At 71.9% G+C, this 19,601-nt stretch carries 19 protein-coding genes; 10 read left to right on the top strand and 9 right to left on the bottom strand.

What is annotated here, in order from left to right:
- Positions 1-105: 105 nt before the first annotated feature.
- Complete coding sequence (argH, locus tag ACWEBX_RS02115; protein ID WP_451882976.1) at positions 106-1,539, bottom strand: argininosuccinate lyase; 1,434 nt, start codon at positions 1,537-1,539, stop codon at positions 106-108.
- A gap of 137 nt (positions 1,540-1,676) precedes the next feature.
- The gene (locus tag ACWEBX_RS02110) at positions 1,677-2,870 is read right to left on the bottom strand and encodes an argininosuccinate synthase (protein WP_384797627.1); all 1,194 of its coding nucleotides are present in this window, start codon (positions 2,868-2,870) and stop codon (positions 1,677-1,679) included.
- A gap of 247 nt (positions 2,871-3,117) precedes the next feature.
- Here ACWEBX_RS02110 and ACWEBX_RS02105 point away from each other — a divergent pair, with 247 nt between their 5' ends.
- From ACWEBX_RS02105 to ACWEBX_RS02095, 3 genes are all read left to right on the top strand, one after another.
- Positions 3,118-3,957, top strand: coding sequence for a hypothetical protein (locus ACWEBX_RS02105; protein ID WP_451882975.1), 840 nt, complete (start codon positions 3,118-3,120; stop codon positions 3,955-3,957).
- A gap of 134 nt (positions 3,958-4,091) precedes the next feature.
- Positions 4,092-4,679, top strand: a complete 588-nt coding sequence (locus ACWEBX_RS02100) for a pyridoxamine 5'-phosphate oxidase family protein (RefSeq protein ID WP_451882974.1) — start codon at positions 4,092-4,094, stop codon at positions 4,677-4,679.
- A gap of 3 nt (positions 4,680-4,682) precedes the next feature.
- A complete protein-coding gene (locus ACWEBX_RS02095; protein ID WP_451882973.1) occupies positions 4,683-5,384 on the top strand; it encodes a L,D-transpeptidase family protein in 702 nt (233 codons plus the stop codon).
- 49 nt (positions 5,385-5,433) lie between these two features.
- Here the strand turns inward: ACWEBX_RS02095 and ACWEBX_RS02090 are convergent, their stop codons facing one another.
- Together ACWEBX_RS02090 and ACWEBX_RS02085 are read right to left on the bottom strand one after the other, a co-directional pair.
- Positions 5,434-6,873, bottom strand: coding sequence for a sensor histidine kinase (locus ACWEBX_RS02090; protein WP_451883008.1), 1,440 nt, complete (start codon positions 6,871-6,873; stop codon positions 5,434-5,436).
- An 86-nt stretch (positions 6,874-6,959) separates the two neighbouring features.
- Complete coding sequence (locus ACWEBX_RS02085) at positions 6,960-7,760, bottom strand: response regulator transcription factor (protein WP_451882972.1); 801 nt, start codon at positions 7,758-7,760, stop codon at positions 6,960-6,962.
- A 218-nt stretch (positions 7,761-7,978) separates the two neighbouring features.
- On the opposite strand from ACWEBX_RS02085, the gene ACWEBX_RS02080 reads away from it, so the two are divergent.
- The 5 genes from ACWEBX_RS02080 (at position 7,979) to ACWEBX_RS02060 (ending at position 12,918) form a co-directional block, all read left to right on the top strand.
- Positions 7,979-9,340 carry a ferredoxin reductase family protein gene (locus tag ACWEBX_RS02080; RefSeq protein ID WP_451882971.1) on the top strand — a complete coding sequence of 454 codons (1,362 nt, stop codon included), beginning with the start codon at positions 7,979-7,981 and terminating at the stop codon, positions 9,338-9,340.
- Positions 9,341-9,347: 7 nt separating this feature from the next.
- Positions 9,348-9,848, top strand: coding sequence for an FMN-binding protein (locus tag ACWEBX_RS02075; protein WP_451882970.1), 501 nt, complete (start codon positions 9,348-9,350; stop codon positions 9,846-9,848).
- A gap of 125 nt (positions 9,849-9,973) precedes the next feature.
- Positions 9,974-11,311, top strand: a complete 1,338-nt coding sequence (locus ACWEBX_RS02070) for a ferredoxin reductase family protein (RefSeq protein ID WP_451883007.1) — start codon at positions 9,974-9,976, stop codon at positions 11,309-11,311.
- 19 nt (positions 11,312-11,330) lie between these two features.
- The gene (locus ACWEBX_RS02065) at positions 11,331-12,134 is read left to right on the top strand and encodes an FMN-binding protein (RefSeq protein ID WP_451882969.1); all 804 of its coding nucleotides are present in this window, start codon (positions 11,331-11,333) and stop codon (positions 12,132-12,134) included.
- A gap of 46 nt (positions 12,135-12,180) precedes the next feature.
- Complete coding sequence (locus tag ACWEBX_RS02060; protein ID WP_451883006.1) at positions 12,181-12,918, top strand: FAD:protein FMN transferase; 738 nt, start codon at positions 12,181-12,183, stop codon at positions 12,916-12,918.
- Between the two features lie 83 nt (positions 12,919-13,001).
- Here ACWEBX_RS02060 and ACWEBX_RS02055 read toward each other — a convergent pair whose 3' ends face one another.
- The 5 genes from ACWEBX_RS02055 to argC are packed head-to-tail and all read right to left on the bottom strand — an operon-like array spanning position 13,002 to position 17,857.
- Positions 13,002-13,538 (bottom strand): arginine repressor, encoded by a 537-nt coding sequence (locus ACWEBX_RS02055; RefSeq protein ID WP_384801558.1) that lies wholly within the window; start codon positions 13,536-13,538, stop codon positions 13,002-13,004.
- Positions 13,539-13,561: 23 nt separating this feature from the next.
- The gene (locus ACWEBX_RS02050; protein ID WP_451882968.1) at positions 13,562-14,770 is read right to left on the bottom strand and encodes an acetylornithine transaminase; all 1,209 of its coding nucleotides are present in this window, start codon (positions 14,768-14,770) and stop codon (positions 13,562-13,564) included.
- A complete protein-coding gene (gene argB, locus ACWEBX_RS02045) occupies positions 14,767-15,681 on the bottom strand; it encodes an acetylglutamate kinase (RefSeq protein WP_451882967.1) in 915 nt (304 codons plus the stop codon). The genes ACWEBX_RS02050 and argB overlap by 4 nt, the downstream gene beginning before the upstream one ends.
- Positions 15,678-16,832 carry a bifunctional glutamate N-acetyltransferase/amino-acid acetyltransferase ArgJ gene (gene argJ, locus ACWEBX_RS02040; RefSeq protein ID WP_451882966.1) on the bottom strand — a complete coding sequence of 385 codons (1,155 nt, stop codon included), beginning with the start codon at positions 16,830-16,832 and terminating at the stop codon, positions 15,678-15,680. The genes argB and argJ overlap by 4 nt, the downstream gene beginning before the upstream one ends.
- On the bottom strand, positions 16,829-17,857 hold the full coding sequence (gene argC, locus ACWEBX_RS02035) for an N-acetyl-gamma-glutamyl-phosphate reductase (RefSeq protein WP_451882965.1): 1,029 nt from the start codon (positions 17,855-17,857) through the stop codon (positions 16,829-16,831). The genes argJ and argC overlap by 4 nt, the downstream gene beginning before the upstream one ends.
- Before the next feature lie 287 nt (positions 17,858-18,144).
- On the opposite strand from argC, the gene ACWEBX_RS02030 reads away from it, so the two are divergent.
- Both ACWEBX_RS02030 and ACWEBX_RS02025 read left to right on the top strand, forming a co-directional pair.
- Positions 18,145-19,179 carry a SecDF P1 head subdomain-containing protein gene (locus ACWEBX_RS02030; RefSeq protein WP_451882964.1) on the top strand — a complete coding sequence of 345 codons (1,035 nt, stop codon included), beginning with the start codon at positions 18,145-18,147 and terminating at the stop codon, positions 19,177-19,179.
- A 48-nt stretch (positions 19,180-19,227) separates the two neighbouring features.
- The gene (locus tag ACWEBX_RS02025) at positions 19,228-19,572 is read left to right on the top strand and encodes a hypothetical protein (protein ID WP_451882963.1); all 345 of its coding nucleotides are present in this window, start codon (positions 19,228-19,230) and stop codon (positions 19,570-19,572) included.
- Positions 19,573-19,601 lie beyond the last annotated feature (29 nt).

Below are 19,601 nucleotides of genomic sequence, written 5' to 3'. Positions count from 1 at the left end.
ACGTAACCCGCGACACCCTCCGTCGTACGGCACCCGCCCCGGCCCGCGAACCGTGTCCGCTGCTCGGGCGGCCGGGGGCGGGGGCGGATCAGGGGCGTGGTCGTCCTACTTCTTCCGCTTGGCCGCCGCCCACGTCTGCTGGGCGGCGACGTCCGTCTTGATCTCGGCGAGCTGGACGGCGACGGCGCTCGGTGCCGTACCGCCGCGGCCGTCGCGGGAGGCGAGGGCACCAGGGACGTCGAGGACGGTCCGCACCTCCGGCGTCAGGTGCGCCGAGATCTTCGCGAACTGCTCGTCGGTCAGCTCGTCCAGTTCCTTGCCGTCCGCCTCCGCGACCTTCACGCACTCACCGGCGACCTCGTGCGCGACACGGAACGGCACGCCCTGCCTGACCAGCCACTCGGCGATGTCGGTGGCGAGCGAGAAACCGGCCGGGGCCAGCTCCTCCATGCGCTCGCGGTGGACGGTCAGCGTGGCCATCATGCCGGTGAACGCGGGGAGCAGGACCTCCAGTTGGTCGCAGGAGTCGAAGACCGGCTCCTTGTCCTCCTGGAGATCGCGGTTGTACGCGAGGGGCAAGGCCTTGAGCGTGGCCATCAGCCCGGTCAGGTTGCCGATCAGACGGCCCGACTTGCCGCGCGCCAGCTCGGCGATGTCCGGGTTCTTCTTCTGCGGCATGATCGACGAGCCCGTGGAGAACGCGTCGTGGAGGGTGACGAAGGAGAACTCCTTCGTGTTCCAGATGATGATCTCCTCGGCGATCCGGGAGAGGTTCACGCCGATCATCGCGGTGACGAAGGCGAACTCGGCCACGAAGTCGCGGGAGGCCGTGCCGTCGATGGAGTTGGCGGAGCTGCCGTGCTCGAAGCCGAGGTCCTTCGCCACCGCCTCCGGGTCCAGGCCGAGGGAGGAGCCGGCCAGGGCGCCGGAACCGTACGGCGAGACGGCCGTCCGCTCGTCCCACTGGCGCAGCCGTTCCGCGTCCCGGGACAGGGACTGGACGTGCGCCAGGACGTGGTGCGCGAACAGCACGGGCTGGGCGTGCTGGAGATGGGTGCGCCCCGGCATCGCCACGTCCGGGTGGGCCTCCGCCAGGCCGATCAGCGCCTCCTGGAGGTCGGCGATCAGACCGCCGATGATCCGGGCGTGGTCGCGCAGGTACATCCGGAAGAGCGTGGCCACCTGGTCGTTGCGGGAGCGGCCGGCGCGGAGCTTGCCGCCGAGGTCGGGGCCGAGGCGCTCGAGAAGGCCACGCTCCAGGGCGGTGTGGACGTCCTCGTCGGCGATCGTGCCCACGAAGGAGCCGTCGGCGACGTCCGACTCCAGCAGGTCGAGGCCCCCGATCATGCGTGTGAGCTCGTCCTCGGTGAGCAGGCCCGCCTTGTGCAGCACGCGCGCGTGGGCACGCGAACCGGCGATGTCGTACGGCGCGAGACGCCAGTCGAAGTGAACCGACGCGGACAGCTTGGCCAGGGCCTCGGCGGGACCGTCGGCGAACCGTCCGCCCCAGAGCCGGACGTCACCGCTGTTGCTGCTCACTTGCGTTACTCCTCGAAAGGTGTGGATGTGCCACCGCCTCCCCACGCGCACGTGCGTGAGGAGGCGGCTGCCAGGCTAGTGCTCGGGAGGCTTCCCGGCGGCGGACACGACACGGCCCGCGCCGGGTCCCGTACCGCTTACGCCAGATCCCGCTTGGCGGCGATCTTCGACGACAGGCTGTAGATGTCGATGAAGCCCTTGGCCGCGGCCTGGTCGAAGGTGTCGCCCGTGTCGTACGTGGCCAGGTCGAAGTCGTAGAGCGAGGTGTCGGAGCGCCGGCCGGTGACGACCGCGCGGCCGCCGTGCAGGGTCATCCGGATGTCGCCGTTGACGTGCTGGTTGGCCTCGTCGATGAAGCCGTCCAGGGCGCGCTTGAGCGGGGAGAACCACTGGCCGTCGTAGACCAGTTCGCCCCAGCGCTGCTCGACCTGCCGCTTGTAGCGGGCGAGTTCACGCTCGACCGTGACGTTCTCCAGCTCCTGGTGCGCGGTGATCAGCGCGATGGCGCCCGGAGCCTCGTACACCTCACGGGACTTGATGCCCACGAGCCGGTCCTCGACCATGTCGATCCGGCCGATGCCCTGGGCGCCGGCCCGCTCGTTGAGCTGCTGGATGGCCTGGAGGACGCTGACGGGCCTGCCGTCGACGGCGACCGGGACACCCTGCTTGAAGGTGATGATCACCTCGTCGGCCTCGCGGTGCTCGGCCGGGTTCGAGGTGTACTCGTAGATGTCCTCGATCGGGGCGTTCCAGATGTCCTCCAGGAAGCCCGTCTCGACCGCGCGCCCGAAGACGTTCTGGTCGATGGAGTACGGGGACTTCTTGGTGGTGGCGATCGGGAGCTGCTTCTCCTCGCAGAAGGCGATCGCCTTGTCCCGGGTCATCGCGTAGTCGCGGACCGGGGCGATGCACTTGAGGTCGGGGGCGAGGGCGACGATGCCGGCCTCGAACCGCACCTGGTCGTTGCCCTTGCCGGTGCAGCCGTGGGCGACCGTGGTGGCGCCGTGCTTCTGGGCGGCGGCGACGAGGTGCTTGACGATCGTCGGCCGGGAGAGGGCGGAGACCAGCGGGTAGCGGTCCATGTAAAGGGCGTTGGCCTTGATCGCCGGGAGGCAGTACTCGTCGGCGAACTCGTCCTTGGCGTCGGCGACCTCGGCCTCGACGGCACCGCAGGCGAGCGCTCGCTTGCGGATGACGTCCAGGTCCTCGCCACCCTGGCCGACGTCGACCGCAACGGCGATGACCTCGGCGCCCGTCTCCTCGGCGATCCAGCCGATGGCGACGGAGGTGTCCAGACCGCCCGAGTAGGCGAGTACGACGCGCTCGGTCACGGGATTCTCCTCACAGTGCATTCGCTGACATGCATGAGTATGCAGCACTCTGCATGATTCGTCAATCGCGGCTCGCCCCGGCACGCCCGGCCGAGGAATCTTCACCGAGGGCTGAACACTCGTAATCGTTTCCGCGTATCTCCCGCTGAACGCAGGCGCCGCGTTCACGCACGACAGGCACACGGACGATGACCGACCGGTCGAACACCGGATGGCCGTCCGCCCCCGACCCGAGTGAGGATTCCGCATGTCCAGGGCTCTTCCGAAGTACAACAAGCGGCGCGTCGTGATGATCGGCGGAGCCTCCGCCGTGGTGCTGTCCGCGGCCGTGATCGCCGGCAGCGCCCTGGCGGGCGAGACGCACGGCAACGCGCGGAACGCCACGACGAAGGCCGCCGCGAACACGGTGAACTGCCCGGCCGTCGCCCCGAGCCTGCCCGCGATCCCGGCCTCCGCGAAGGCCGAGGTCGACCGCAACCTCGCCCTCCTCGACACCCAGATCGCCGAGGCGAACAAGCGGCTGGTCGACACCGTCGGGCAGGGCGGCCCGAACTTCGTCCAGAACGCGATCCTCGGCCCGCTGAAGGACAAGCGCGTCTCCACCGTCAACCGCATCGCCACGGCCATCGGCCGCACCGCCGCCAAGCCGCAGGGTCTGGACGCGCTCGCGCCCTGCACCCTCAACACGGCGGGCGCGGCCGCCGGCGGTGCGGGCGCCGTCACCGCCGCGCCGAGCGCGCCGGCCACCGCACAGGCGGGCGGGGCCGGCTCCGGAACGGGTGCCGCCACCGCCGCGGGCACGATCACCTGCCCGGACGTCGCCTCGCAGTTGCCCGCCGTCCCGGCCTCCGCGAAGGCCGAGGTCGACCGCAACCTCGCCCTGCTGAACACCCAGATCTCCGAGGCCAACACCCGGCTGGCCAACACCGTCGGACAGGGCGGCCCGAACTTCGTCCAGAACGCGATCCTCGGCCCCCTCAAGGACAAGCGCGTCTCCACCATCGACCGCATCGCCATCTCCATCGGCCGCACCGCCGCCAAGCCGACCGGCCTGGACACCCTCGCCGCCTGCACGCTCACCAAGTGACCTGACCCGTGATGCGACCGCCCCGCCGGCAAGGGCCGGGGCGGTCCGCGGGTTCCGGCGGTGCCCCTGAACGACGCCGCCGGAACCCGCAATCCCTTAGACAGGCGAAAAGCTTTCCCCGATAATCGTTAGACATGGGAAAGACTTATGAGCGCATCGACGGCCGCCTCCGCTCGTTCATCGAGGCCCAGCCCCTCTTCTTCACCGCGACCGCGCCCCTGTCCGGGGACGGCACGGTCAACCTCTCCCCCAAAGGGCTCACCGGCTCGTTCGCCGTTCTCGACGAACTGACCGTGGCGTATCTGGACTTCGCCGGGAGCACCTCGGAGACGATCGCGCATCTCCGCGAGAACGGCCGGATCACCCTGATGTGGTGCGCCTTCCAGGGCCCGCCCAACATCGTCCGGGTGCACGGCCGCGGCGAACCGGTCTTCCGCGACGACCCGCGCTTCGCGGAACTCCTCACCCACTTCGCCGGCATCGACCCGACCCTGCACGGGCTGCGCGCGATCATCGTCGTGACCGCCGAACTCGTCCGCGACTCCTGCGGCTACGCGGTGCCCTTCATGTCCTACGAGGAGGACCGCGACCTGCACGGCAAGCGCTTCGCGCGCGAGGACGACGCCTCGCTGAGCGCGTACTTCACCAAGAAGGAGCACATCGCGACGAGCCTGGACGGACTTCCCGGGCTGCCGCTGCCGTTGCCCCCCAGTACGGTCTGAGCCATGCGCCTCGGAGCCGCCGCCGCCCTCGCGTCCGTGTCCCTGCTCGCTCTGGCCCCTGGCGGGCCGCCGCCCGTCGCCGTGCTGCCCGCGCGGCTCGCCGACACCGGCGGCGGCAGCCAGCTCCTCACCGCCGAGGCACCCCGCGCGGACGCGACCACGGGAACCCTCTCCTGGTGGGACCTGCGGGGCGGGCGCTGGGTGCGGGCCGGCTCCGCACCCGCGTGGTTCGGGGCGCGCGGACTCGTCGAGGGCGGAGCCAGGCGCCAGGGCACGAACACGACACCCTCGGGGCTGTACGCGCTGCCGTACGCGTTCGGGACCCGGGCGGCGCCGGACGGCACCTCTCTGCCGTACCGCCGGGTGAACCGGGACTCCTGGTGGTGCCAGGACAACGCCTCCCGGTCGTACAACCGGTGGACCGAGCCGCGCCCCGCGGACTGCCGGGCCGGGGAGTCCGAGCAGCTGGCCGCCTACGACAAGCAGTACGCGTACGCCGTGGTCATCGGGTTCAACTACGACCGGCCCGTACGGGGGCGGGGCGCGGGGATCTTCCTGCATGTCGACGGGAGCGGGCCGACCGCCGGCTGCGTGTCCGTGCCGGCGGGCGCGATGCGGCGGATCCTCGCGTGGGCCGACCCCGCGCGCGGACCGCACATCGCCATCGGCACGACGGGCGGGGCCACGGCGGTGACGCGGTACTGACCGTGCCGAGGGGGGCGACGGGCCGACCGGAGTTCCGGCCGGCCCGCGGTCAGGACGCCGGGAGGGTGACCGTGAACGTGGTCGACCCCGGGCCGCTCTCCAGGGTGACCGTGCCGTCGTGGGCCTCGACCACGGCGGCGACGATCGACAGGCCGAGGCCGGCTCCGCTGCCGGAGACGTCGGCGCGGCGGCGGTCCGCCCGGGTGAAGCGCTCGAAGACGCCCGGCCGCACGTCCTCGGGAACCCCGGGGCCGTCGTCGTGGACCTTCAGGACGGCCTCCTTTCCGGCACGCTCCAGGGACACCGTCACCCGGGTGCCCGCCGGCGTGTGGACCCGCGCGTTGGCCAGCAGGTTCGCCGCGACCTGCTGGAGCCGGTGGACGTCGCCCGTCACGGTCACCGGTTCCTCCGGCAGTTCCAGGACCCAGCGGTGACCGGGGCCCGCCGCGCGGGCGTCGGTCACCGCGTCGAGGACGAGACGGGTCAGGTCGACGGGAAGGCGTTCCAGGGGGCGCCCGGCGTCGAGGCGGGCCAGCAGCAGCAGGTCGTCGACCATCTCGCCCATGCGCGCCGACTCGGCGGCGATGCGTTCGAGGGCGCGCGTCACCTTCGGGGGCACGGGGCCGGGATGCAGCAGCGCGAGCTCGGCGTGGCCGCGGACCGAGGCGACCGGGGTGCGCAGCTCGTGGCTGGCGTCGGCGGCGAAGGTGCGGAGCCGTTCCTCGCTCGCGTGCCGCTTGGTGAGCGCGTCCTCGACATGGCCGAGCATGCGGTTGAAGGCGCCGGCGACACGGCCCACCTCGCTGCGCGGGTCCGACTCGGGCGCCCGTGGAGGCAGGGCCACCTCACCGCTGGCGAGCGGCAGTTCGCTGACCCGGGTGGCGGTCGCGGCGACCCGGTTCAGCGGTCGCAGCGACCAGCGCACCCACAGCGCCCCGGCGACTCCGGCGACCACGAGGGCCACGCCGAAGACCAGGGAGGCGACGAGTTCCAGCCGGTGCACGGCCGCGTCGACCGGCTCCGTGGGCAGTCCGGTGATCAGCACGTCACCGTCCTTGCCGGCCGTCGCGAGGACGCGGTAGCCGCCCAGTTCCGAGAGACACACGGTGTGTTCCCGTCCGTCCACCGGCACCGCGGCGAGGACCGCCTCGTCGTGTGCGGTCGGATCCACGTTGCGGACGGCCGTGCCGGAGCCCGGCGGCACGACGGCGGCGTTGGTGACGTCGTCGCCGACCAGGCGTGCTCCGAACGTACCGGTGGCCTGACGCCGGGTGTCGCCGTGTTCGTCGCCGTCGTGGTCGGACGGTTTGTCCGAGGGGTTCACCGCACCGTGTTCCAGGCTCGCCGGGAAGCGCGGCCCGGCTTCCTGGAGCTGCTGGTCGAGGCGGCCGGTCAGGAAGCCGTCCAGTTCGTAGACCGCGGCCACGCCGACGGCCGCGCAGCTCACGGCCAGGAGCACCACGAGACCGGCGGTGAGGCGGGCGCGCATCGTCCGGGGCCTCGGCAGCGCGCGCACGGCCGCCACGGGCCGGGCCCACCGGCGCCCGGCTCCGGCCCGGTCCCGCGTCTGCGGACTCACCGGGCCGCCGCGGGCTTGATGACGTACCCGGCGCCCCGGACCGTGTGGATCATCGGATCCCGGCCCGCGTCGACCTTCTTGCGCAGGTAGGAGATGTACAGCTCGACGACGTGGGCCTGGCCCCCGAAGTCGTACGACCAGACGCGGTCGAGGATCTGCGCCTTGCTGAGCACACGGCGCGGATTGCGCATGAGGAAGCGCAGCAGCTCGAACTCGGTCGGCGACAGCTCGATCAGGTCGCCTCCCCGGGTCACCTCCCGGGCCTCCTCGTCCATCGACAGGTCCCCGACGACGAGCCGCGGGCCCTCGTCGAGGCGGCGGGCCATCCCGGCGCGGCGGAGCAGTCCGCGCAGCCGGGCGACGACCTCCTCCAGGCTGAACGGCTTCGTGACGTAGTCGTCGCCGCCCGCCGTGATCCCGGCGATGCGGTCCTCTACCGCGTCCCGGGCGGTGAGGAAGAGGACGCAGACGCCCGGCAGCACGGTGTGCAGGTCGCGCAGCACGGCGAAGCCGTCGGTGTCCGGGAGCATCACGTCGAGGACGACGGCGTCGGGCAGCAGCTCGCGCGCCCCGGCGGCGGCCGAGGCGCCGTCGCAGGCGGTACGGACCTCCCAGCCCTCGTAGCGCAGCGCGCCGGACAGGACCTCGGCCAGGTCCGGATCGTCGTCGACGACGAGGACGCGCACGGGGGTGCCGTCGGGCCGGGTGAGCGAGGGCGCCCTGCGGGGAGTGCCGGTGCCGGGGTCCCGGGAAGCGGCCGGGTCTGGGGTGGGAGCGTTCATGTCGTCCTCCAGCATCGCTCCTCCCGGCGGTCCCCTCCGCTCCGTGCGGCCTCTGAGTTTCCTCTGAGTTCCCTCCGGGTCGCCTCCGCGCGAGGACCCGCGCCGCGTCGCCTCCGCGCGAGAACCGGCTCTGAGTTTCCTGTGAGTCCGCTCCGCAGGCGCCGGTTCAGAGACTCCTCAGAGGTTCACGACGCACAGTTTCCTCCCGGACCGCAGGAAGGAAGGACGGACAGATGACCACGGTGCACGAGCGGGCGGCGGACCCGCGCACGACACGAGGGCGCGGGCGGCCCCGGCCCTCGCCCGCAGGGCCGCTGCTCGCCCTGCTGTGGGCGGGAGCGGCCGGTGTCCTCGCCCTGTGGTGGGCCGACACCCGGTCGGTGGTGGGCCCGGCCGGCTGGCTGACGGACGGCGGGCGCATGGCCGGGCTGCTGTGCGGCTACGCCTGTGCCGTCCTGGTGGCGCTGATGGCCCGGGTCCCGCTCCTGGAGCGGCGTGTGGGCTCCGACCGGGTGGCCCGCTGGCACGCCATGGCCGGCCGGTACACGATCTGCCTGCTGGTCGCGCACGTGGCACTGATCCTCTTCGGCTACGCGGCCCAGGACGGGTCCGGCGTCGTGGACGAGACGATCGCCGTGGTCCTCGACTACCCCGACATGCTCAAGGCGACGATCGGCACGGTCATCCTGTTCGCCGTCGGGATCACATCGGCGCGCGCGGCCCGCCGCCGGATCAGCCACGAGTTCTGGTACTACGTGCACCTGCTGACGTACGGGGCGGTCTTCCTGGCCTTCTTCCACCAGCTCGCGCTCGGCTCCGACTTCGTCGGCAGCGCGGCGGCCCGGTTCGCCTGGTACACCCTCTACCTCGGTACGGCCGCGCTCGTCGTGTGGTTCCGGCTGCTCACCCCGGTGCGGCTCAACCTGCGCCACCGGCTGCGCGTGGAGTCCGTGCACCGGGAGTCGCCCGGGGTCTTCTCCATCGTGGTCGGCGGGGAGCGCCTGGACGAACTGGACGCGCGGGCGGGCCAGTTCTTCCGCTGGCGGTTCCTCGCGGACGGACTGCGGTGGACTTCGACGCCGTACTCGCTGTCGGCGCCGCCCCGGCCGGACCGGATGCGGATCACGGTGAAGGCCCTCGGTGACCACAGTGCCGCCGTGGGGATGCTGCGTCCCGGGACCGGGGTGTGGGCGGAGGGCCCCTACGGCTCGCTGACCGCCGACCGGAGCACGTCGTCGAAGGCCCTGCTGATCGCGGGCGGCGTCGGGATCACACCGCTGCGGGCCCTGTTCGAGACGCTGCCCGGCCGGGTCACGCTGCTCTACCGGGCGCGCACGGCCGAGGACTTGGCGCTGGGCGGCGAACTGGAGGACATCGCACGGTGGCGCGGGGCCCGGGTCCTGTACGCGCTCAACGCCGCCGACGGCACCCGCCCGCGGCTCACGGCCGCGTCCCTGCGCGAGGCCGTTCCGGACGTCGCCGAGCACGACGTCTATCTCTGCGGGCCCCCCACGATGGCCCGGGACCTGTACGCGGAACTGAGCGCGGCGGGTGTCCCCGACCGCCGTATCCACCACGAGTCGTTCGAGCTGTGAGGCCGCCGTGCACGCCCTGAAGAAGAACCGTCCGCTGCGCCGGGTGACGCTGGCGGCCGCCGCCACGGTCACCGGCTTCGTCCTTCTGCTGTCGCTGAAGCCGCACACGGCGCCGACGGCGGCCGACGCCTCCTCGTCCGTGGGGCACTCCTCCACCTCGTCCCCGGGAGGCTCGTCCGGGGACTCCTCCGGAAGCTCCTCGGGGACGTCCGGCGGGTCGAGGAGCACGGGGACCAGGACCGTCACCGGCGATTCGGTGCAGACCCGTTGGGGCCCGGTCCAGGTGCGCGTCACGGTGAAGGACGGCAAGATCACCGAGTCCACCGCGGTCGTCTATCCTTCCGGCAATCCCAAGGACCAGGAGATCAACAGTTACGCGATTCCCACGCTCAGGCGCGAGACGCTGGCCGCGCAGAGCGCCCGGATCGACTCGGTGTCCGGAGCCACCTACACGAGTGACGGATACAAGCAGTCGCTGCAGTCCGCACTCGACTCGGCAGGCCTCTGAACGCACGGGCGTCGTGGACCGTATCTCTGGGCCAGGGGGCCACTCCCCTCACCCCGTCTCTCCAGGACGAACACGGAGGAACCGTGTCCACGATCGCCGGTGGTCGCGCCGCGCGGCGCCAGACCATGCGCCGAATCCGCCCTCGCCGCTCGCCCGCCGTCCCGCTGCTGATCGCCGTCTGGGCCGGCGCCGCCGCGGTCCTGTGGCTGTGGTGGAACAACACCCCGTCCATCGCGGACAACGACAGCAGGATCCTCAACGCCGGCCGTATCACCGGGCTGCTCGCCGGATACCTGATGGCCCTCGTGGTGCTCCAGATGGCCCGTGTCCCCGCCCTTGAACGCCGGGTGGGATCCGACCGGGTGGCGCGCTGGCACGCGATGACCGGCCGCTACACCATCTGCATGGTCCTCGCCCATCTCTTCCTGACGATGTGGGGCTACGCCCTGCAGTCCGGCAAGGGGCTCGGCGGGATCGTGCACCAGACCGTCGACTCGGTCAACCAGCTTCCCGACATGGGCAAGGCCGCGATCGGCACGGGTCTGCTCGTGCTCATCGGGTTCATCTCCATGGGCTGGCTCCGCCGGCTGATCCCGTACGACACCTGGTACCACGTCCACCTGCTGACGTACGCCGCGGTGTTCCTGACGTTCTGGCACCAGCTCTCCACCGGCAACGACTTCGCGGTCGAACCCATCGCCAAGACGGTCTGGTACGGGCTCTACGGATCCGTGACCGCCCTGGTCCTGTGGTACCGAATCCTTTCTCCGATCCGACTGAACCTGAAGCACCAGATGCGGGTCCAGGCGGTCATCGAGGAGACGCCCGGCATCGTGTCGGTGCTGATCAGCGGACGCAAGCTGCACCGGATGGGCGCGGAGGCGGGGCAGTTCTTCCGCTGGCGCTTCCTGGCGCCCGGGATGCGTTTCAGCTCCCACCCGTACTCCCTCTCGGCGTCGCCCCGCCCCAGCATGCTGCGCATCACCGTGAAGGCGATCGGCGACCACAGCGCCGCCCTGCGCGATCTGGAGCCGGGCACCCGGGTCTGGGCCGAGGGCCCGTACGGCGCGCTGACCGCCGGCAAGCGCAGCCGCGGCAAGGTGCTCCTGGTGGCGGGCGGCGTCGGCATCACGCCGATGCGGACGCTGTTCGAGACCCTTCCCGGAGCGTCCGGCGACCTCACGCTGCTCTACCGGGCCAACACCACGCAGGATCTGGCCCTGTGGGACGAACTGGCCGCCATCTCCAAGGAGCGCGGGGCGCGGCTGATGTACGCGGTGAACAGCCCCGAGGGCGAACGCCCGGACATCTCGGCGGACTCCCTGCGCCGCAAGCTGCCCGACATAGACGACCACGACGTCTTCATGTGCGGGCCGCCCGGCTTCGCCCAGGAGGTGTACGCGGCACTGCGCGGCGCGGGGGTCCCCGCCCGCCGCATCCATCACGAGTCGTTCGAGATGTGAGCGACGGGAGTCAGGAACGATGAAGAAGAATCACCCCATCCGCCGCTTCATGCTGGCCAGTGCCGCCACCGTGTCCGGAATCGTGCTGCTGCTGGCGCTCAAGCCGGCGTCCGACCCGGCCGCCGCGTCGGCGCAGGCCGGTGCCGCGCCCCAGCAGACGGCGGCCGCCCAGGGGGCGGCACAGGGCGGCTCCGCCGAGCAGGCGGGTGCCGGCACCGTCCTCGGTGACGTGGTGCGGACCGAGTACGGTCCGGTCCAGGTGCGGCTCACCATGAGCGGCGGCAAGATCACCAAGGCGGACGCGGTCCAGGCGCCCGAGGGCGGGACCAGCTCCCAGAAGACCGAACTCGCGGTGCCCAAGCTCAACCAGGCGGCCGTCGCGGCGGGCAGCGCCGACATCGACGCCGTCTCCGGCGCGACCTACACCAGCGAGGGCTACAAGAAGTCCCTCCAGTCGGCCCTGGACAAGGCGAAGACCGTCGGCGGCGCGTCGGGGTCCTCCGGGTCCTCGGGCGCGGCCGGGGCGTCGCCCGCGGCACCGGCCGCGCAGGCCCGTGTCGTCACCGGGGCCGTGACCGACACCCAGTACGGGCCCGTCCAGGTCCGGCTCACCCTCGACGGCAAGAAGATCACCAAGGCCGAGGCGGTCCAGGCACCCTCGGGCGGGACCAGCTCCCAGAAGACCGAACTCGCCGTGCCCAAGCTCAACCAGGCGGCCGTCGCGGCGGGCAGCGCCCAGATCGACACCGTCTCCGGCGCGACCTACACCAGCGAGGGCTACAAGAAGTCCCTCCAGTCGGCCCTGGACAAGGCCGGTGTCTGAGCCCGCGCAGGACGCGCCCGAGGAACTGCGCCACGCCGAGGAGGTGATGGGCACGGTCTTCTCCTTCGACGTGCGCGGCGGCGAACCCGGTCCCGTGCGGGTGGCGTTGGAGGAGGCGGTCACCCAACTGCACCGCGTCGACGAGGTGTTCAGCACCTACCGCGAGGACAGCCAGATCTCGCGGCTGGCACGCGGAGAGATCACGGTCGGGGAGTGCGACCCGCAGGTCGCCGAGGTCCTGGAGCTGGGCGCCGAGGCGGAACGGGTCAGCGACGGCTGGTTCAGCACGCGTTACGAGGGGCGGCTCGACCCCACGGGGATCGTCAAGGGCTGGGCGGCCGAGCGCGCGGCCCTGCGTCTCGCCGCGGCGGGGGCGAGCGGAGTGAGCGTCAACGGCGGCGGCGACGTCCAGGTCTGCGGGGTCCCCGCGCCGCACCGCCCCTGGCGGGTGGGTGTGTCGGACCCGCTCCGCCCGGGCGCGCTCGCCGCGGTGGTCTCCGCGGCCGGTGTCGGTGAGCTGGCCGTCGCGACCTCGGGCACCGCCGAACGCGGCGCCCACATCGTCGATCCGCGCACCGGGAGGCCGGCGGTCACCGACCTGGTGGCAGTGACTGTGGTGGCCCCCCGTCTGACCTGGGCGGACGCCTGGGCGACCGCCGCCTTCGCGATGGGCTCGCGGGCGGGCCTGGACTGGCTGGAGTCGCTCCCGGACGTGGAGGCGCTGCTCATCACGGCGGGCAACGAGGTCCGCTGCACGGGAGGCCTCGCCCAGCGCCTGGGGTGAGCGACGCCGGCCTCACCCGGGGCGGGCGTACACACGGTGGAGGCGCACCCCGCCGCGGGGTACGCCTCCACCGTGTGTACGTGTCAGTGGTTGTTCTGCGCCAGCCGCAGCAGATGATCGGCCAGCGCCTGCCCGCCCGTCGGATCGCGGCTGATCAGCATCAGGGTGTCGTCCCCCGCGATCGTGCCCAGGACGTCGTGCAGCTCCGCCTGGTCGATCGCCGACGCGAGGAACTGCGCGGCGCCCGGCGGGGTGCGCAGGACCACGAGGTTCGCCGAGGCCTCCGCGGAGATCAGCAGCTCCGAGGAGAGGCGGCGCATCCGCTCCTCCTTCGCCGACTCCCCCAGCGGTGCGCGCGGGGTACGGAAACCGCCCTCGCTCGGCACCGCGTAGATGAGGTCGCCGTCGTTGTTGCGGATCTTCACCGCGTTCAGCTCGTCGAGGTCGCGGGAGAGCGTCGCCTGGGTGACGTTCAGCCCGTCGTCGGCGAGAAGCTTCGCCAACTGGCTTTGCGAGCGCACCGGTTGCCGGTTGAGGATGTCCACGATCCGGCGGTGGCGTGCGGTGCGGGTCTGCGGCACGGCAGGCCCTGCGTGCTCGTGGTCCTGCGCCTGACTCATCGTCGTCGTCCCATTTCCCGGGATCACCCGTCCCCGTTGACTGCGTCGAGGATGCCGGGAAGGGCCCGGAGGAACGCGTCCACCTCGTCGTCGCCGAGGTTCAGCGGCGGCATCAGCCGTACGACATCGGGGGCGGGCGCGTTGACCAGGAGACCGGCGTCCTGAGCCGCCTGCTGCACCTGGGGCGCGAGCGGCTCGGTGAGCACGATACCCAGGAGCAGCCCGGCACCCCGGACATGGTCGATCAACGGATGGCCGGAACCGTCGCCGAGACCCTCGATCCCGTCCCGCAGTTTCTCGCCGGCGCGCTTCACGTTCTCCAGGAGCCCCTCGGACTCGATGGTGTCGAGCACGGCGAGCCCGGCGGCGCAGACGACCGGGTTGCCGCCGAACGTCGTGCCGTGGTGGCCCGGCTCCAGCAGCCCGGCCGCACGGCCGAAGGCGACGGTGGCACCGAGCGGGAGTCCGCCGCCGAGGCCCTTGGCGAGCGTGACGATGTCGGGCAGGACGCCTTCGTGGGCCTGGTACTCGAACCAGTGGCCGGTGCGGCCGATGCCGGTCTGCACCTCGTCCAGGACGAGCAGCGCGCCGTGGGCCGCGGTGATGGCGCGGGCCGCCTTCAGGTAGCCGGGGGGCGGTACGACCACGCCGTTCTCGCCCTGGATCGGCTCGATGATGACCAGCGCGGTGTCCTCGGTGACCGCCTCGGCGAGGGCCTGCGCGTCGCCGTACGGGACGTGCGTGACGTCGCCTGGCAGCGGCAGGAAGGGGGTCTGCTTGGCGGTCTGGCCGGTGAGCGCGAGGGCGCCCATGGTCCGGCCGTGGAAGCCGCCGGTGGTGGCGACCATGTGGGTCCGGCCGGTCAGCCGGCCGATCTTGAACGCGCCCTCGTTGGCCTCGGCGCCCGAGTTGCAGAAGTACACCCGGCCCTCGCGGCCGAAGAGCTGGAGGAGCCGTTCGGCGAGGGCGACGGGCGGTTCGGCGACGAAGAGGTTGGAGACGTGGCCGAGCGAGCGGATCTGCCGGCTCACGGCCTCGACGATCGCGGGGTGGCCGTGTCCGAGGGCGTTGACCGCGATGCCGCCGACGAAGTCGAGGTACTCGTTGCCGTCGGCGTCCCAGAGCCTGGTTCCGGCACCGCGGACGAGCGGCAGCCGGGGGGTGCCGTAGTTGTCCATGAGCGCGCCCCGCCACCGCTCGGTGAGCTCCGCGTTCGTCGCACTGCCGGTCATTCGGCGTCCCCCGCTTCCTCGTCGTCCGGCACGACCATCGTGCCGATGCCTTCGTCGGTGAAGATCTCCAGCAGGATCGAGTGCTGGACCCGGCCGTCGATGACACGGGCGGTGGTGACGCCGTTGCGTACGGCGTGCAGACACCCCTCCATCTTCGGCACCATGCCGCTGGCCAGCTCGGGAAGGAGCTTTTCGAGCTGGGAGGCGGTGAGGCGGCTGATCACCTCGTCGCTGTCGGGCCAGTCCTCGTAAAGGCCCTCGACGTCCGTGAGGACCATGAGCGTCTCGGCGCCCAGCGCGGCAGCGAGTGCCGCAGCCGCCGTATCAGCATTGACGTTGTAGACATGTCCGTCGTCCTGGCTCCGGGCGATCGAGGAGACGACCGGGATCCGGCCGTCGGCGAGCAGGGCCTCGATCGCGCCCGTGTCGATCGCGGTGATCTCGCCCACCCGCCCGATGTCGACCGACTCGCCGTCGATCGTGGGCCGGTGCTTGGTCGCGGTGATGGTGTGCGCGTCCTCGCCGGTGAGGCCGACGGCGAGCGGTCCGTGCTCGTTGAGGAGCCCGACCAGCTCGCGCTGGACCTGTCCGGCCAGCACCATGCGGACGACGTCCATCGCGTCCTCGGTGGTGACGCGCAGGCCCGCCTTGAACTCGCTGACGATGCCGTGCCGGTCGAGGGCGGCGCTGATCTGCGGGCCGCCGCCGTGCACGACGACCGGCCTGAGGCCCGCGTGGTGCAGGAAGACGATGTCCTGGGCGAAGGCGGCCTTCAGCTCGGCGTCGATCATGGCGTTGCCGCCGAACTTGACGACGACGGTCTTGCCGCGGTGCCGGGTCAGCCAGGGCAGCGCCTCGATGAGGATCTGCGCCTTGGGCAGAGCGGTGTGCTTGCGGGTCGTATTGCTCATGACGAGTACGCGCTGTTCTCGTGGACGTAGTCGGCGGTGAGGTCGTTGGTCCAGATGGTGGCGGTCGCGTCGCCCGCGGCGAGGTCCGCGACGATGTGGACCTCGCGGTAGCGCATGTCGACCTTGTCGCGGTCCTCGCCGACCCCGCCGTTCTTGCAGACCCACACGCCGTTGATGGCGACGTTCAGCCGGTCCGGCTCGAAGGCGGCCCGGGTGGTGCCGATCGCGGACAGCACGCGGCCCCAGTTGGGGTCCTCGCCGTGGATGGCGCACTTGAGGAGGTTGTTGCGGGCGATGGAACGGCCCACCTCGACGGCGTCGTCCTCGGTCGCGGCGTTGATCACCTCGACCTTGATGTCCTTGCTCGCGCCCTCGGCGTCCCGGATGAGCTGCTGGCCCAGGTCGTCGCAGACCGCTCGGACCGCCTCGGCGAACTCGGCCTGGTCCGGGGTGACTTCACTGGCTCCGGAGGCGAGCAGCAGCACGGTGTCGTTGGTGGACATGCAGCCGTCGGAGTCGACGCGGTCGAAGGTGGTGCGGGTGGCCGCGCGCAGCGCCCGGTCCAGGTCCGCGCTGTCCACGTCCGCGTCGGTGGTGAGCACGACCAGCATGGTGGCCAGGCCCGGCGCGAGCATGCCGGCACCCTTGGCCATGCCGCCCACCGTCCAGCCCTGCTTGGTGACCACGGCCGTCTTGTGCACGCTGTCGGTCGTCTTGATGGCGATGGCGGCCTTCTCACCACCGTGCGGGCCGAGCTGGGCGACGGCCAGGTCGACGCCCGGGAGGAGCTTGTCCATCGGGAGCAGTACGCCGATGAGGCCGGTCGAGCACACGGCGACACCGCCCGCGCCGATGTCACCGAGCGCCTCGGCGACCTTCTCGGCGGTGGCGTGGGTGTCCTGGAAGCCCTTGGGTCCCGTACAGGCGTTGGCGCCGCCCGAGTTGAGGACGACCGCGTCCAGGCGGCCGCTCCTGAGGACCTGTTCCGACCACAGGACCGGCGCGGCCTTCACACGGTTGGAGGTGAAGACGCCCGCGGCGGCGCGGCGCGGCCCGGTGTTGACCACGAGGGCCAGGTCCGGGTTGCCGTTCTCCTTGATCCCTGCGGCGACACCGGCCGCGGTGAATCCCTGTGCTGCCGTGACACTCACGGTGCGACTCCGATCGTGGAAAGCCCCAGCTCCTCGGGAAGGCCGAGGGCGAGGTTCATGCTCTGGACGGCACCGCCGGCGGTGCCCTTGGTCAGGTTGTCGATGGCGCTGATCGCGATGATGCGGTGTGCGGCGGCGTCGTACGCGACCTGGACCTGAACGGCGTTGGAACCGTAGACGGACGCCGTGGCGGGCCACTGTCCCTCGGGGAGGAGGTGGACGAAGGGTTCGTCGGCGAAGGCCTTCTCGTAGGCGGCCCGGACGGACTCGGCGGTGACGCCGGGCCTCGCCTTGGCGTTGCAGGTGGCGAGGATGCCGCGGGGCATGGGCGCGAGGGTGGGGGTGAAGGAGACGGTGACGGGTTCCCCGGCGGCGGCGGAGAGGTTCTGGATCATCTCCGGGGTGTGCCGGTGGACGCCGCCGACGCCGTAGGGGCTCATCGACCCCATGACCTCGCTGCCGAGCAGGTGCGCCTTGGGCGCCTTGCCGGCACCCGAGGTGCCGGAGGCCGCGACGATCACGGCGTCGGTCTCCGCCAGCCCGGCCGCGTAGGCGGGGAACAGGGCGAGCGAGACGGCCGTCGGGTAGCAACCGGGTACCGCGATGCGCTTGGACCCCTCCAGCGCGGCGCGGGCACCCGGCAGTTCGGGGAGGCCGTAGGGCCAGGTCCCGGCGTGGGGGGAGCCGTAGAACCGCTCCCAGTCGGCCGGGTTCTTCAGCCGGAAGTCCGCGCCCATGTCGACCACGAGGACCTCGGCGCCGAGTTGCTCGGCGACCTTGGCGGACTGGCCGTGGGGCAGGGCGAGGAACACGACGTCGTGGCCACGCAGTACCTCGGCGGTGGTCTCGGTGAGGACGCGGTCCGCGAGCGGCAGCAGATGGGGCTGGATGCCGCCGAGCCGCCGGCCCGCGTTGGAGTTTCCGGTCAGGGTGCCGATCTCGATCTCGGGGTGTGCCAGCAGCAGACGCAGCAGTTCCCCGCCCGCGTATCCACTCGCTCCCGCCACCGCCGCACGCATCGCCATGGAACCCTCCTCTTGGATGGCATGACTATACGTTTCGCTGCACGTTTATGCAATCCTCCGCAATGGGCGGCCGGGCGCATCGCCCGGCGTGAAGGGGCGGCGACACCCGGTTCCGTGCGACCGGCGCGGACGACGGTCACCGAAGACGTATACCCGTCACCGTCGCACTCCCCACTCGCGCATCACACGATCGAATCTGGAGTAACAGCGCGCACCCTCCGGATGAATTCCGGTCAAAGGGTGGCATCCCTTTCGGCGGGGGGCCGTCGGTTGGAACCATCCCCCGCATGTCTCTCCCCCGGGCCCCGCACAGGGCTCACCTTGTCCATGCCGTCGCGGTCTGTGCCGTCGCGGTGACGCTCGCGGGCTGTTCCGGATCCGGATCCGGCGCCGCCGGCCGTTCGCCGGGGGTCTCGGCCTCCGCCGCGGGGGACGCCCGCCGGACGGTGGTGACCTTCACCGGGGCGTCACCGCTCGGGGCCGAGCGCCTGCGCCGGACCGCGGACCGCATGCGGGCGCGCGCCGAGGCGCTGGGGCTCAAGGAGGTGCGGGTCGACACCCACGGCAACGAGGTCACCGTCACCGGTCGTGCCGCCGACGTGAAGCAACTGACCCTACTGGGCACGTCCGGTCACCTCGGATTCCGCCCCGTCCTGGCCGAGGAGACGGTCGGAACGACGGAGACGCCGACACCGACGCCGACACCGACGTCCTCGGCCGGCGCCGACCCCGCGGGTCGTGCCGTCACCGACGGTCTGCTTCCCCGCGCCGCCGGGTCGGCGAGCGCGAGCGCCGCGCCGGCTCCGGCCGAGGGGAGTGTGCCGGACGCGGCGCTCCAGGCGCGCTACGCGGCGCTCGGCTGCTCGGCACGGGAGAGGAACGCGATGCGGCGGGAGGCCCCCGCAGGTGACGCTGTCGTCGCCTGCGGCACCACCGGCGGCGGATCCGCGTCGCGCGCCAAGTTCATCCTGGGTCCCACGGCCGTGGAGGGTGTCCACGTGGCCTCGGCGGTGGCCGTGCGCGACAAGCAGGTCGCGGGCTGGGTCGTGCGGCTGGGCTTCGACTCCGTCGGCGCCCGGCGGTTCTCCGACATGACGGGGAGCCTGGCCGTGAACGTCGCGCCGCGGAACCAGATGGCCATCGTCCTGGACGGCGCCGTGATCTCCGCCCCGTCCGTCAGTCAGCGGCTCGACGGCGGCACCGCCGAGATCTACGGGAGCTTCACCCGGGAGTCGGCCGAGCAACTCGCCGTCACCGTCGGCTCGGGCGCGCTCCCCGCTCCCCTGACCGTCACGAGCGTGACCTCGCTCAGGCACACCTGACCCGTGCCGTACGACAGCCCTGTCCCGAGAACCTCTGGAGGACCACCCGTGTCATCGTCGTCGCCCGCTCACTGGAGCGCGTACGAGATCTTCGCCGTCCTGTCGGGCATCATCCTGATCGGAGCCGCCTTCGTGCCCGGCAACTCGGTCAAGAACCGTGCCTGGGCCGCTCTGGGCGGGATGTTCCTCACCTGCTACGGGTGGTACGTCGCCCATCAGACGACGGGCACGTTCCAGTTCCCCGTCGTCATCTTCCTGATCCCGCCGGGCGCGGTGATCTACCTGCTGGTCAAGGCCTTCGGCACCTCGGGCGGCCAGAGTTCCCCGCCCGGCACGGGCGGCTCCGGAACGCCCGGCTCCGACGGGCACGGCACCCCGGGGACCGGCGGCTGAGCTGGCCGTGGGGCGCCCGGGTGCCGCCG

The sequence above is a fragment of the Streptomyces sp. NPDC005070 genome (assembly GCF_053600395.1).
This window is presented reverse-complemented; position numbering and strand designations above follow the sequence as displayed.